Raw genomic sequence first — 14,255 nt, forward strand, 5'->3', positions numbered from 1 at the left:
AAATCACAGTATTGGGTGAGAAGCCCAGCGATTTGACTCTATGGCTTAACTATCTTGACTTACGGCCTCGTGCCGGACTTGTACGAACCACTCCTCCATCTCACTTTGTGGACAAGTCCGCAGATGGAGGTCAAAAAGGGTGAAGCGTGTCTTAACGGGGTTCGTACTGTTCGTTGTCTTCTGCGCCTGGGGATTCGCCGGCGCGACCACGTCCCAATCGGCGGCCGAGCCGCTGCCGAACCGTCAGTACCGGGTCGAGGGGGCGAGCACGCAGCCCCAGCGCAGCGGCATCGCCGCCACCGGCGCGGCCATCGACGAAGTGGCGGCGAGTTCGGTCGTGGTGACCGCCTCGGAGAGCGAGGTCGCGGCGATCCGGGCGCTCGGCTACACCGTCACCGTCATTCCCCCCAAGCTCGCCCCCGGCGTGCCGCAGCCGCTGGACTTCCCGGCGGCCGACAGCGCGTACCACAACTACGCCGAGATGACCGCGGTGGTGAACCAGGTGGTCGCCGACCATCCCACCATCGCCCGGAAGATCAGCTACGGCACCTCGTACCAGGGCCGGGACCTGATGGCCATCAAGATCAGTGACAACGTGGCCACCGACGAGAACGAGCCCGAGGTGCTGTTCACGGCGCACCAGCACGCCCGCGAGCACCTGACCGTGGAGATGTCCCTCTACCTGCTCAACCTGCTGACCGACAGCTACGGCAGCGACTCCCGGATCACCAACCTGGTGAACGGCCGGGAGATCTGGATCATGCCCGACCTCAACCCCGACGGCGGCGAGTACGACATCGCCACCGGCTCCTACCGCTCCTGGCGGAAGAACCGCCAGCCCAACACCGGTTCCACGGCCGTCGGCACCGACCTCAACCGCAACTGGGGCTACCAGTGGGGCTGCTGCGGCGGCTCGTCCGGCACCACCTCCAGCGAGACCTACCGCGGCCCGTCCGCCGAATCCGCCCCCGAGGTCAAGGCCGTGGCCGACTTCGTCAGGGGCCGGGTCGTCGGCGGCGTCCAGCAGATCAAGTCCACCATCGACTGGCACACCTACGGCGAGCTGATCCTCTGGCCGTACGGCTACACGACCGCCAACACCGGCCCAGGACTGACCCAGGACGACAGGGACGCGCACGCCGCGCTCGGCCAGAACATGGCCTCCACCAACGGGTACACGCCGGAACAGGCCAGCGACCTCTACATCACCGACGGCTCGATCGACGACTGGATGTGGGGCGTCTACAAGATCTTCGCCTACACCATCGAGATGTACCCGGTCAGTTCGAGCCCGGGCTTCTACCCGCCGGACGAGCAGATCGTCCCGCAGACCACCCGCCTCCGCGAGGCCGTGCTGCGCTTCCTCGAATACTCCGACTGCGTCTACCGGATCATCGGCAAGGAGGTCCAGTACTGCAACGCCACCCCGCCGACGGTGGTCTACAACGACACCTTCGAGACCGCCACCGGCTGGACGGTGAATCCGCTCGGCACCGACACCGCCACGTCGGGCCAGTGGCAGCGGGCCGATCCCGCGGCCACCACCAGCAGCGGCGCCAAGCAGCTCGGCACCACGGTGAGCGGCACGTTCGACCTGGTCACCGGCGCTTCGGCGGGAGCCGCGGCGGGTGACTTCGACGTGGACGGCGGGTTGACCTCGGTCCGGTCGCCGTCGATCACGCTGCCCGCCTCCGGCACGCTGACGCTGTCGTTCTCCTGGTATCTCGCGCACGGCACCAACTCCTCCAACGCCGACTACCTGCGGGTGCTCGTCAACGGCACCCAGGTCTTCCAGCAGCTCGGGGCGGCCAGCAACCGCAACGGGGCGTGGGGGGTGGCGACCGCCAACCTGGCCGCCTTCGCCGGGCAGTCGGTACAGATCACGATCCAGGCCGCGGACGCCTCGACCGCCTCACTGGTGGAGGCCGGAATAGATGATGTGAAGATCACACAGCAGTGATGGACTCCATCGCAATGCGATGAAACTGTGACATGTGTGGCAGCTGATCGGGTCCGTGGGACAGAGCGGGAACTCGCCGTACTCCTGCGGACCGGTCCGTTCGAAAGGGCGCTCCGGGCCGCGATCGCGGCCCGGGGCCTCTCGCTCGAACGCCTGCACGTACGGCTCGCCGAGCGCGGCGCGCAGGTCAGCCTGGCCAGCCTGAGCAACTGGCAGCGGGGGAGGTCCCGGCCGGAGCGGTCGGCCTCGCTGGCGGCGGTGGGGGAGCTGGAGGCGATCCTCGGGCTGCCCGCGCACTCGCTGGTGACCCTGCTCGGGCCGCGCCGGCCGCGCGGGCGGTGGCTCACCGACGATCCGGGCGGGCAGCGGAAGGAGCTGCGGGAGCTGGTCGAGTCGCTGGCCGACGAGGAACTGCCGACTGTACTCGCGGTGCTGCGGGCGCTCCGCTCGTCAGATCGAAAATGATATACGGCCCAATTTGGCCGGAAATTTCCTGGAAGCTCGGGACTTGCTCTCCAGGAAAGGACTCCGATGCGACCCTCAACGCACCGAGCCGCGGCCGTCCTGCTCGCCGTGCCGCTCGCCGCCGCGCTGGCAGCCGCGTCGCTGCCGGCCGCCGCGTCCACCCCTTCGGTTCTGCCGGCCTCGGTGCTGGGCGCGGGCTCGCCCGGCTCGATCGCCGGAAGCTACATCGTGGTACTCAAGGACCCGCGCGAGGATGACGTCCGGGCGCAGTCCCGCGACCTCGTCGCCGAGAACGGCGGCCAGGTCAGGAACGTGTACCAGCGGGTGCTCAAGGGCTTCTCGCTCCGGGCCACCGCCGCCGAGGCCCGCCGGCTCGCCGCCGACCCCGACGTGGCCTACGTCGAGCAGGACCGGATCGTCACGCTCGACGCCGAGCAGGCCAACCCGCCCTCCTGGGGCCTCGACCGCGTCGACCAGCCGGCCCTCCCGCTGAACAACCGCTACGCGTACGCGACCACCGCCGCGAACGTCACCGCGTACATCATCGACACCGGGATCCTCACCACCCACCAGGACTTCGGCGGCCGGGCCGTCTCCGGCCGCGACCTCGTCGACAACGACGCGAACGCCACCGACTGCAACGGCCACGGCACCCACGTCGCGGGCACCGTCGGCGGCACCACGTACGGCGTGGCCAAGGGCGTCCGCCTGGTCGGGGTCCGGGTGCTGGACTGCAGCGGGCGGGGGAGCACCGCGGGCGTCATCGCCGGGATCGACTGGGTGACCCAGAACGCCGCCAAACCGGCGGTCGCCAACATGAGCCTGGGCGGCTCGGCCAGCCAGGCGCTCGACACGGCGGTCAGCAACTCCATCAATTCCGGCATCGTGTACGGCCTGGCGGCGGGCAACAGCAACGCGAACGCCTGCAACTCCTCGCCGTCCCGGGTGCCCGCCGGGATCACGGTCGGCGCGACGACCCGCACCGACGCCCGCGCGACCTACTCCAACTTCGGGTCCTGCCTGGACGTGTTCGCGCCCGGAAGCGACATCACGTCGGCGTGGTACACCTCGGCCACGGCGAAGAACACGATCAGCGGCACGTCGATGGCGACTCCGCACGTCGTGGGGGCGGCGGCGCTGCTGCTCTCGGCCAGCCCGGGGGCCACCCCCGGGCAGATCCGCGACGCCCTGGTGTCGGCGGCGACCCCGAACAAGGTGACCTCCCCGGGCACCGGCTCCCCGAACGCCCTGCTCCGCACGGCGCCTTCGGCGACCCCGACTGCGACTCCGACGGTTTCCCCGTCACCCTCGTCCTCCGCGACCACGACGGTCACCCCCACCGTCACGCCGACCGTCACCCCGACGGCCACGCCGCCTGCTTCACCGCCCTCTTCACCGACTGCCTCGCCAACGGTTTCGCCGACCGTTTCGCCGACCGTTTCGCCGACGGTGAGCCCGACCGTGCGGCCCTCGCCCAGTCCGTCGCCGCAGCCGTGTTTCCGCGCGAGCAACAGCACGCACGCGTCCGCCGGCCGGGCCACCGTCCGCTTCTTCTTCCTGGCCTACGCCAACGGCTCGGGCCAGTACCTCGGCACCACCGGAACCACCACGTCCCTGCGCCAGACCCGCCCGAACCACTGGGTCCAGGTCAGCGCCTGCTGACACCTCAGAGGCGGTAGCCGAGGTCAGGGATGATCTCGGCTACGTCCATCTGCGCCTTCTGCAGCCGCCCGGAGTAGTCCCAGTTCATCGCCTGCCAGCGGGTGAACTGGTCGAGCACCCACATGCCGGACTGGCGGCTCCCGTTGCCGGACTTGCCGTTCCCCCCGAACGGCAGGTGCGCTTCTGCGCCGGAGGTCGAGTTGTTGACGCTGAGCATCCCGGCCGAGACGGCCTCCCGGAACCGGAACGCCGACTTCGGGTCGGTGGTGTAGATCGAGGACGAGAGGCCGTACCCGGGCTTGTTCGCGAGCTCGATCGCCTCCTCCAGCGTCCGGAAGGTGGTCACGCCGACGATCGGCCCGAAGGTCTCCTCCAGGAACAGCTGGTCGCCGGGGCGGACGCCGTCGACGACGACGGGATGGTAGAAAAGGCCGCCCTCGCCGGTGAATTCGCCCCGGGGATTGGCAGCGGTGATCTGACCGGTGGGGCCGGTGACCACGTGGTGGTGGGGTTCGACCCAGGTCAGGTACTCCTCGAAGCGCTCCGCGAACTTGTGGTCGAGCAGCGGCCCGCAGATCACGTCCCCGGCCGGGTCGCCGATCTCGGCGTTCTGGACGGCGGCGGTGTAGCGGGTCACGAAGTCGTCGTGGATGGATTCGTGCACGATGACCGTGCCGAGCGAGGTGCAGCGCTGCCCGGCCGTACCGAACCCGGCGAAGAGCGCGCCCTCGACGGCGAGGTCGAGATCCGCGTCCGGCATGACCACCATCGGGTTCTTGCCGCCGAGTTCCAGGCAGGGCGACTGCAGGTGCCGCCCGCACAGTTCGCCGATCTTGCGCCCGACCTCGGAGGACCCGGTGAATCCGACCTTCTGCACCGAACCCTCGCCCAGCGCCAGGTCCAGACCGGCGAAGGCGGCCGCGCCGTCCGCGAACACGATGTTGAGCACGCCGTCCGGCAGCCCGGCCGCCGCGAACAGCCGGTAGAGGGCGTGCGCGGAGGCTGCCGCGTACTCGGCGGGCTTCCAGACGACCGCGTTCCCGCACAGCAGCGCCGGAACCAGATACCAGGACGGCACCGCCACCGGGAAGTTCCCCGCCGTCACGATCGCCGCCACCCCGACCGGGACCCGGAAGGTGAACAGGTTCTTGTCCGGCATCTCCGACGGCACCGTCTGCCCGTACAGCCGCCGACCCTCGCCCAGGAAGAAGTCGCAGGTGTCCACGATCTCCCGGACCTCGCCCAGAGCCTCCGCGAACGGCTTGCCGATCTCCTCGGTCACCAGCCGTGCCAGCGTCTCGGCGTTCTCCTCGACCAGCCGCCCGATGGAGGCGATCACCCGCCCCCGCACGGGCGCGGGCACCTTCGCCCACTCCCGCCGGGCTTCGGCCGCGATCCGGCAGGCTCCGGCGAACGTCTCCGCGTCCGCCAGCCCGACCTCGGCCACGACCTGTTCCACCCGGGCCGGATTGATCGACTGATACGCCTTCGCGGCCTGGCTGTCCTTACCACCGATGACGGAAACGATGTGGCGGGTCACCGTTGACCTCCAAAATCCTGCGCGAATAGGGACCTGACTACACAGTATTTCCGTCATCCCGGGGGCGGCGCGAGCCCTTCCTGGTGCGCGATCGCGGCGGCCTGGCCGCGGGTGGCCGCCCCGAGTTTGGCCAGGATGTTCGAGACGTGCACGCTCGCCGTCTTCTGCGAGATGAACAGCCGCTCGCCGATCTCCCGGTTCGAGTTCCCGGCCGTGACCAGCGCGAGCACCTCCCGCTCCCGGCCGGTCAGGGAAGCCAGCACGGTGCCTTGCTCCTCCCGCGCCTCGCCTGGGCCGCCGTCGTGGGGGCCGTCGTGGGCGGCCGAGAACCGCGCCCGGCGGCCCAGTTCGGCGAGCGCGTGCCCGAGCGGCGCCGCGCGCAGCCGGTCGGCGATCTCCACGGCGGTCAGCCACTCGGCCCGCGCCTTCGCCCGGTCGCCGACCTCCAGGAAGGCTTCGGCCAGCCGCCAGCGTGAGCGCGCGTCCTCGTAGCAGAACCCGAACGAGAACGCCTCGGTCGCCGTCTGCCAGACCTCCGGCGTCGCGGTGCCGTACACCCGATGCCATTCGGCTTCGGCGCGCGCCACCCAGGCCCTGCCCTCGGGGCCGAGCTGGGCGCGCTCCCCGGACAGGCCGTGGGTGGCGGCATACCGGGCCCTGGACAGCACGTCGTCGGCCTGCTCCCGGAGGGCCTGGGTCTGCCCGGCGGTCAGGCGGTGATCCTTGGCCAGTTCGGCGAGCGCCCACAGTCCCGTCGCGGCCATCCGGATGGATCCGGCCTCGAACGGTTTGAGGGTGGCCAGCACCGCTTCGACGTGGGTCCAGGCGGTGCCGGGATCGCCGCGCCACAGCGCCTGCTCGGCGGCCAGGCCGCGGGCCATGTAGATGACGAAGTCGTCCTGCGGCCAGAACGGCTCCAGCCAGCGCAGCCGCTCGTCGGCCGCGGGCCGCCCCTGGCCCACCTCGACGAACAGCGCGAACGACGACAGCACGGCCTCGGCGATCGTGCCCACCCGGACGCCGAACCCGTTCGCCAGCGCCTCCGCGGTCGTCCAGTCGCCGTCCACGTAGTGCACCAGATACTGCAGGAAACGCAGGTCGGTGCCGAACATGCTCCAGGTGAGGCCGGTCTCGCGGGCGAGCCTGACCCCCTCCTCGGCGTTCTTGGCGGCGGCCTCCAGATTCCCGCTCTCATACTGCACCCTGGCCCGGTTGAAGCGGGCGCGCAGGTTGATGGACAGATTGCGGGAGTTCTGCGCCGCCGCGTGGGTGAGCAGCTCCTCGGCCCGCTCCGGCGTGCCGGTGGCCTCCTCGAACAGCGCCAGCGAGATCAGCGCGGTGGTCTCCGCGTCGGCGGCCCCGGTCCTGCGGGCCACCTCCAGGGCGCGGGTGGCCGTCGCATACGCCTCCTGCGGATGCGCGTGGTCCCAGAGCACGCGCGCCCGGGTCGCCAGCGCGCGGGCCAGCAGTGGGCTCTCCCCTTCGCCGTCCAGGGCCGCGACGGCGGTGTGGGCCGCCTCCAGCATCCCGGCCGTCTCGTCCATGTCGGCCTGGTAGTACGCCAGCCGCTCGTTGGTCTCGGCCACCAGCTCCGGCGTGTCCACCAGCTGCCGCAGCCGTTTGAGCTGCGAGATCGCCCGATGGTAGTCGCCGCTGTCGGCCGCCGCGGCGGCGCTGTCCAGGGTCAGCCTGACCCGCGTCGTCCCGGTCAGCGCCTCGGCGTCCTCGACATGCGCCCAATCGGCCAGGGCCCGGTCGAAGTGCTGGTGGGCCTCCGCGGGCGCCCCCAGCTCGATGGCCCGGCGGCCCGCCGCCACCGACGCCGCCACCGCCCCGCGCAGCTCATGCGCCGCCGCGTAATGGTGCGCCAGCTCGGCCGCGGCCCCGCCCCGCTCGGTCAGCAGGCCGGCGAAGGCCAGATGCAGCCGGGTACACTCGCCCGGCAGCAGATCGTCGTAGACGGCCTCCTGCAGCAGCGCGTGCCGGAACTCGTAGCCGATCCGCTGCCCCGCGCTCAGCAGCCCCCGGGAGACGATCTCCCGCAGCGCCTCCTCCAGCGGCTCGTCCGCCAGCCCGGCGGCGGCCCGGAGCAGCTCGTGATCCACCCGCCGGCCCGCCACGGCCGCCACCCTGAGCACCTGCTGCGCCGTGTCCGACAGCCCTTCGACCCGGGCCATCAGCACGTCGGACAGCGTGCCCGGCAGCCGGTCCGACTCGGCGCAGGCGGCGAACAGCTCCTCGGCGAAGAACGGGTTCCCGCCCGCCCGCCGGACCACGCCGTCGATCGCGTCAGAGCCCCTGTCGCCGCCCCTGTCGCCGTCCCGGTCGCCGAGCTCCGCCAGATGCTCGGCCATCGCCGCGTCCGCGAGCGGCGGCACCTCCACGCCGGTGACCAGCGGCAGCCGCTGCAACTCGGCGAGCACCGGCCGCAGCGGATGCCGCCGATGCAGATCATCGGTCCGGTACGTCCCGACCAGGCACACCCGCTCCCGCTGCAGCATCCGGGTCAGGAACACGACCAGGTCCCGGGTCGAGCGGTCGGCCCAGTGCAGATCCTCCAGCACGAACAGCACCGGCCGCTGGTCGGCCACCTCCGACAGCAGGCTCAGCGTCGAGCCGAACAGCCGCTGCTGGGCCAGCGCCCCGGTCATCGCGTCGCTCGGCCCCGCGTCGGAATCCGGCAGCAGCCGCCGCAGCACCGGTCGCGCCGCCAGCCCCGCCACCACCGGCCCGCCCGGCTCGGCCGCCGCCCCACGCAACGCGTCCGTCAACGGCAGGTACGGCAGCGCGTCGCCCAGTTCGGCGCACTGGCCCACCAGCACCACGAAATCGCGCCGCCGGGCCAGCTCGATCAACTCCCGGATCAGCCGGGTCTTCCCGATCCCCGCGTCGCCGCCGACCAGCGCGACCCCCGCCAGCCCCCCGGCCGCCGCGTCGAGCACCCGCACCAGCCGCCCGAGCTCGGCGCCACGCCCGATCAGACCCCCTGGTGCCGCCTGCTTATTTGGCGGCACTTGACCGTGTTGCGTATTCCGCGCCATCACTCCGTGAGTATTTCACGCCGCTCCGACAGAACGCGGGGCTGAGCTGGGCGGCGTTGAATTGTCGGCGGACCCGGATATGGTGCGGCGCGTGATCGAACGCTGGAGTCGGGATCAGGTGCTGGCGCTCGCGCCGGACGCCTCGTCGCAGAAGGCGGCGGCGGGTGTGAGCGCGCCCGCGAAGTGGTCGGGCGCCGGAGTGGCGCGCGACGCGCTGTGGGGGGAGTGCAAGGGGAGCGGCTCGAAGCCGTACCGGGCCTGTGTGGATCTGCGGGAGCCCGCGTACCGGTGCAGCTGCCCCAGCCGCAAGTTTCCGTGTAAGCACGCCCTCGGGCTGCTGCTGCTCTGGTCGGCCGACGGGGTGCCCGCCGCCGACGAGCCGGCCGACTGGGTCGAGGAGTGGCTGGCGGACCGCCGCGAGCGCGCCGCCAAACAGGAGGCCAAGGTCGCCGAGAAGGTCGCCGCCATCGTGGCTGCGGAGGCCGCGAGCGCCTCTGACCGTTCCGGCGCCTCTGACGGTTCTGGAGGTTCTGGAGGTTACGGCGCTTCCGGTGGTTCCGGCGGTGACGACCGGCGGGCCCGGCAGCGGGAGGAGCGCGTCGACGCCGGCCTGGCCGACCTGGAACGCTGGCTGAGCGACCAGATCGCGCACGGCATCGCCGGGGCCCGGCAGACCGCGCTGGCCGACTGGGACGATCTGTCCAAACGGCTGATCGACGCGCAGGCGCCCGGCGTCGCAGCCCTGCTGACCGGCCTCAGCCGGGTCTTCCGCCACGAGGACTGGCCGGCCCGCCTGCTGACGGAGTACGCGCTGGTGCACCTGCTCGCCGTCGCCCACCGCCGCTCCGCCGACCTCCCCCGCGACCTGCGCGACACGGTCAGATCCCGCGTCGGCTTCACCACGCCCAAGGAGTACGTGCTGGCCCAGCCTCCCGTCCGGGACCACTGGCAGGTCATCGCCTGCCGCGACGAGGACCGCGACCGCCTGCTCTCCCGCCGCGTCTGGCTACACGGCCGCGCCACCGGCCGGATCGCCCTGATCCTCTCCTTCGCTCCCGTCGGCCAGCCCTTGGACAGCTCCCTGGTCCTCGGCACCACCATCGACGCCAGCCTCTGCTTCTACCCGGGCTCGGCTCCCCTCCGCGCGCTCGTCGCCGCCCGCCACTCGGCCGCCCCGTCCGGTGGGCCACCGTCCCATGGCGTGGGGGAGGCCGACCGCCACTCGTCCCCCGCGTCCGGAGAGGCCCCACCCCGTGGCGAACGAGCGGCCGACCGCCACTCGGCCGCCGCGTCCGGCGAGGCCCCGTTCCATGGGGTACGGGCGGCCGACGGCCATTCGTCCCCTGCGTCCGGTGAGGTCCAACCCGGTGGCGAACGGGCGGCCGACCGCTACTCGCCCCCCGCGTCCGGCGGGGTTCCGCCCCGTGGCGAACGAGCGGCCGACCGCCACTCGGCCGGCGGGGTCCCGCCTCATGGCGTCCGGGCGGTGGACGTGCCCCGGTTGATCGCGGACGTGCTCGCCCGCGATCCCTGGACCGACTCTTGGCCGTTGATTCTCAGCGACGTCGTTCCCGCCCGGGTCGACTCTGGCTGGTACCTGGCCGATCACGATCCCCACGACCCGAAATTGGAGAATGCTCTGCCTCTTCTTCCCGGCACGCTGTGGCAGCTTGCTGCGGTTTCCGGCGGCCATCCGGTTACGGTCGCCGCTGAATGGACTCCCGACGGGCTCCGTCTGCTGACGACCTGGGACGAGCGTGGACAGGTGGTGGTCCTGTGACCGGGTGGGAGCAGCTCGTGACGACGGCGCTGCTGGGGAGCGATCGGGGTACCGGCGCCAGCCCGGTGGGTGTGCTGGAGCAGGCCGCTGTGGAGGCGGTGGCGCGGCGGGCCGGGCAGTCGCCGGTGCGGGCCGAGCCGCTGGCCGTGGCTCCGGTGGAAACGCTGCCGCTCGCGCCGCCGCGTGCTGCCGATCGGCTGGCGCGGATGCTCGCGGGCGAACAGGGCCGCCTGATCGGTGAGTGGCTGGAACTCGCGGTGGCGCACGGGGTCCGGGTGCCGGCGCGGCTGGTTCCGCAGCTGCTCGACCTAGGCGCGCGGGACCGGTCCGTCCGGGCTCACCTCGGGGTGCTGGCCGGGGCGCGGGGGCGCTGGCTCGCCGAGCTCAACCCGGCCTGGTCGTACCTGCAGCAGGAGTCGTCGGGGGAGGGACTGCTGGACCACGGGGTCTGGGAGTTCGGCGCCAGCGGCGATCGTCGCGCCTTCCTGCGGCGGCTCCGGGCCGCTTCGCCGGACGACGCCCGCGAACTGCTGGCCGTCGGCTGGGACAACGAGCCGCCCGTCGAGCGCGCGGCCTTCATCGCCACCTTCGCGGACCGGCTCGGCCCGGCCGACGAGCCGTTCCTGGAAGCCGCGCTCGACGACCGCCGCCGCGAGGTCCGGCGGGAGGCGGCCGACCTGCTGACCCGGCTGCCGGGGTCCCGGCTCGCGCTGCGGATGGCCGGGCGGGCCGCCACACTGCTGGTCCGGGACGTGACCAGGCTGACGGTCGAGCTGCCCGAGCGGTGCGACAGCGCGATGGAGCGGGACGGCATCAGGAGCGAACTTCCGGCCGGTCGCAGCGGTGGCCGCAAGAGCTGGTGGCTGCAACAGCTGATCGCGCACACCCCGCTCGACTTCTGGACCGGGCATTTCGGGCTCACCGCCGGCGAGATCACCCGCCTGCCCGTCGCCGACTGGAGGCGTGAGGTCCTGATGGGCTGGACCAGGGCGGCCATCCTCCAGCAGGACGCCGACTGGGCCCGCGCGCTCTTCGACGCCGAACCGCTCACCGACCTGCTCGCCGTGCTGCCGCCGGCCGAACAGTCCGAGCGGGCCGCCGAACTCGTCCGGGCCAAGGACGTCAACGGCCAGCTGATCATGATGCTGGGCGGCATCGCCCGCCCGTGGAGCGGGCCGCTCGCCGCGGCCGTCCTGGAGCGGGTCGCCGAGGTCGCCGCCAGCCAGCCGTGGAACGCCGGGGAGCTGGCCAAACTCGCCGCAGAACGCCTCGACCCCGCCCTGCACGACCAGCTGGGACACCTCCCCGACGCTCTGAGCGTCCTGCCGACCACGCTGCGTTTCCGATTCGACTTGACCGAGGAGTTCTCGTGACCACCGTATTGCGCCCCCACGCGGAAGATCAGTACGCGGACGAGCTGGTGATCCTGGCCAAGGCCGACGACCGCCCCCGCCCGCCCGGCTGGAAACTCTCGCCGTGGGCGGTCACCACCTACCTGCTCGGCGACCCCGACCACCCGGGCGGCCCGATCACCCCCAAGTACATCGGCCCGCGCCGGATCGTCGAAGTGGCCGTCGCCACCCTGGCCACCGACCGGGCGCTGCTTCTGCTCGGCGTCCCCGGCACGGCCAAGACCTGGCTCTCCGAGCACCTGGCCGCCGCCATCAGCGGTGACTCCACCCTGCTGGTCCAAGGCACCGCGGGCACCGCCGAGGAGGCCATCCGGTATGGCTGGAACTACGCCCGCCTGCTCGCCGAAGGGCCATCCCGGGAGGCGATGACACCCAGTCCCGTGATGCGGGCGATGGCGGAGGGGCGGCTGGCCCGGGTCGAGGAGCTGACCCGGATGCCGTCCGACGTGCAGGACGCCCTGATCACCGTGCTGTCCGAGAAGACGCTGCCGATCCCGGAGCTGAACGAGGAGGTCCAGGCGGCCAAGGGCTTCAACGTGATCGCCACCGCCAACGACCGCGACCGGGGCGTGAACGAGCTGTCCAGCGCGCTGCGGCGGCGGTTCAACACGGTCGTGCTGCCGACGCCCGCCACCGCCGAGGAGGAAGTCGACATCGTCTCCCGGCGGGTCGTCCAGCTGGGCCGCAGCCTGGAGCTGCCGGACACGCCCGCCGGGATGGAGGAGATCCGCCGGGTGGTCACCGTCTTCCGCGAGCTGCGCTCCGGGGTGACCGGCGACGGCCGTACCAAGATCAAGTCGCCGAGCGGGACGCTGAGCACCGCCGAGGCCATCTCAGTCCTCACCAGCGGCATCGCGCTCGCCGCCCATTTCGGCGACGGCGTCCTGCGCCCCGCCGACGTCGCGGCCGGCATCGTCGGGGCCGTCATCCAGGACCCCGTGTCCGACCGGGTCGTCTGGCAGGAGTACCTGGAGACCGTCGTACGGGAACGGAAGGACTGGCGTGACTTCTACCGGGCCTGCCGCGATGCGGGCTGAACCCCGGCTGACCGTCCTCGGCGTCCGCCACCACGGGCCCGGGTCGGCCCGCGCGGTCCGGGCCGAGCTGGCCAGGCTGGACCCCGACATCGTCCTCATCGAAGGCCCGCCCGAAGCCGACGCACTGGTCTCGCTCGCCGCCGACCCCGACATGGAGCCACCGGTCGCGCTGCTGGCCCACGTCCCGGGCGACCCCACCAAGGCGGCCTTCTGGCCGTTCGCCACCTTCTCCCCGGAATGGCAGGCACTCCAGCACGCCGCCGCCACCGGCGTCCCCGCCCGCTTCTGCGACCTGCCCGCGGCCAACTCCCTGGCCGCCCGCCCCGAAGAACCCGCCGGGCTCCGGGAGGACCCGATCGGTGCGCTCGCCGAGGCCGCCGGCTACGACGACCCCGAACGCTGGTGGGAGGACGCCGTCGAGCATCGCGGGGACACCCCGTTCGAGGTGATCGCCGAGGCGATGGCCGCCGTCCGCGACGGCCACATCCCGGACGAGTACGAAGCCCGCCGCGAGGCCCACATGCGTCGGACCATCCGTACGGCGGCCAAGGAAGGCTTCACGAACATCGCCGTCGTGTGCGGCGCCTGGCATGTCCCGGCCCTGACCCAGCCCGGTACGGCCGTCGCCGACGACCGGGTGCTCAAGGGACTGCCCAAGGTCAAGGCCGAGCTGACGTGGGTGCCGTGGACGCACGGACGACTGGCCAGCTGGAGCGGCTACGGCGCCGGCATCACCTCACCCGGCTGGTACCACCACCTGTTCGACAATCCCGTCCAGCCGATCGAACGGTGGCTGACCAGAGCCGCCCGCGTGCTCCGCGAGGAAGGGCTGCCGGTCTCCTCCGCGCACGTCATCGAAGCGGTCCGGCTCGCCCATAGCCTCGCCGTCCTACGCGGCCGTCCTCTCGCCGGCCTGGCCGAAGTCACCGAAGCCGCGCGGGCCGTTCTCTGCGAGGGCGACGAACTCCCGGTCGAACTGATCCAGCGGCAGCTCGTCGTCGGCGAGAGCCTGGGTCACGTTCCCGACGCCACGCCGATGGTCCCGCTGCAGCGCCACCTCCGCGACGAACAGCGCCGCCTCCGCCTCAAGCCGGAAGCGCTCTCCCGCGACCACGACCTCGACCTCCGCAAACCGCTGGACCTGGACCGCAGCAAACTCCTGCACCGCCTCCGCATCCTCGGCGTCCCCTGGGGAGCCCCCCGCGAAAGCCGAGGAAAGGGCACCTTCAAAGAGGCGTGGACGCTCGAATGGCACCCCGAATACGACATCACTCTGATCGAGGCCGCCGCCCTGGGCATCACCGTCCCCACCGCCGCCACCACCAAAATCCGCGAGCTCGCCACCCGCCCATCCCACC

At 72.0% G+C, this 14,255-nt stretch carries 9 protein-coding genes; 7 read left to right on the plus strand and 2 right to left on the minus strand.

From position 1 onward, the window contains the following. Positions 1-139 precede the first annotated feature (139 nt). The 3 genes from Acor_RS37600 (at position 140) to Acor_RS37610 (ending at position 4,087) form a co-directional block, all read left to right on the plus strand. Complete coding sequence (locus tag Acor_RS37600; RefSeq protein ID WP_155341545.1) at positions 140-1,960, plus strand: M14 family metallopeptidase; 1,821 nt, start codon at positions 140-142, stop codon at positions 1,958-1,960. Between the two features lie 36 nt (positions 1,961-1,996). Further along, positions 1,997-2,425 (plus strand): hypothetical protein, encoded by a 429-nt coding sequence (locus Acor_RS37605; RefSeq protein ID WP_174876253.1) that lies wholly within the window; start codon positions 1,997-1,999, stop codon positions 2,423-2,425. Positions 2,426-2,491: 66 nt separating this feature from the next. Continuing rightward, positions 2,492-4,087 (plus strand): S8 family peptidase, encoded by a 1,596-nt coding sequence (locus tag Acor_RS37610; RefSeq protein WP_155341546.1) that lies wholly within the window; start codon positions 2,492-2,494, stop codon positions 4,085-4,087. Positions 4,088-4,091: 4 nt separating this feature from the next. On the opposite strand, the gene Acor_RS37615 is transcribed toward Acor_RS37610, so the two are convergent. Both Acor_RS37615 and Acor_RS37620 read right to left on the minus strand, forming a co-directional pair. Next, positions 4,092-5,627, minus strand: coding sequence for an aldehyde dehydrogenase family protein (locus Acor_RS37615; RefSeq protein ID WP_155341547.1), 1,536 nt, complete (start codon positions 5,625-5,627; stop codon positions 4,092-4,094). A 53-nt stretch (positions 5,628-5,680) separates the two neighbouring features. Continuing rightward, a complete protein-coding gene (locus tag Acor_RS37620; RefSeq protein WP_246239667.1) occupies positions 5,681-8,641 on the minus strand; it encodes a helix-turn-helix transcriptional regulator in 2,961 nt (986 codons plus the stop codon). Between the two features lie 118 nt (positions 8,642-8,759). Between Acor_RS37620 and Acor_RS37625 the strand changes: the two genes are divergently transcribed. From Acor_RS37625 to Acor_RS37640, 4 genes are all read left to right on the plus strand, one after another. After that, on the plus strand, positions 8,760-10,448 hold the full coding sequence (locus tag Acor_RS37625; RefSeq protein ID WP_246239671.1) for an SWIM zinc finger family protein: 1,689 nt from the start codon (positions 8,760-8,762) through the stop codon (positions 10,446-10,448). Next, on the plus strand, positions 10,445-11,821 hold the full coding sequence (locus tag Acor_RS37630) for a DUF5691 domain-containing protein (RefSeq protein ID WP_155341549.1): 1,377 nt from the start codon (positions 10,445-10,447) through the stop codon (positions 11,819-11,821). The genes Acor_RS37625 and Acor_RS37630 overlap by 4 nt, the downstream gene beginning before the upstream one ends. Continuing rightward, positions 11,818-12,897, plus strand: a complete 1,080-nt coding sequence (locus Acor_RS37635; RefSeq protein WP_155341550.1) for an ATP-binding protein — start codon at positions 11,818-11,820, stop codon at positions 12,895-12,897. The genes Acor_RS37630 and Acor_RS37635 overlap by 4 nt, the downstream gene beginning before the upstream one ends. Beyond that, positions 12,887-14,255: DUF5682 family protein (locus Acor_RS37640; RefSeq protein WP_246239673.1), on the plus strand; the 1,369-nt coding region annotated here is incomplete at its 3' end. The genes Acor_RS37635 and Acor_RS37640, both read left to right, overlap by 11 nt.

The organism is Acrocarpospora corrugata (assembly GCF_009687845.1).
In the GTDB taxonomy this organism is placed as follows: domain Bacteria; phylum Actinomycetota; class Actinomycetes; order Streptosporangiales; family Streptosporangiaceae; genus Acrocarpospora; species Acrocarpospora corrugata.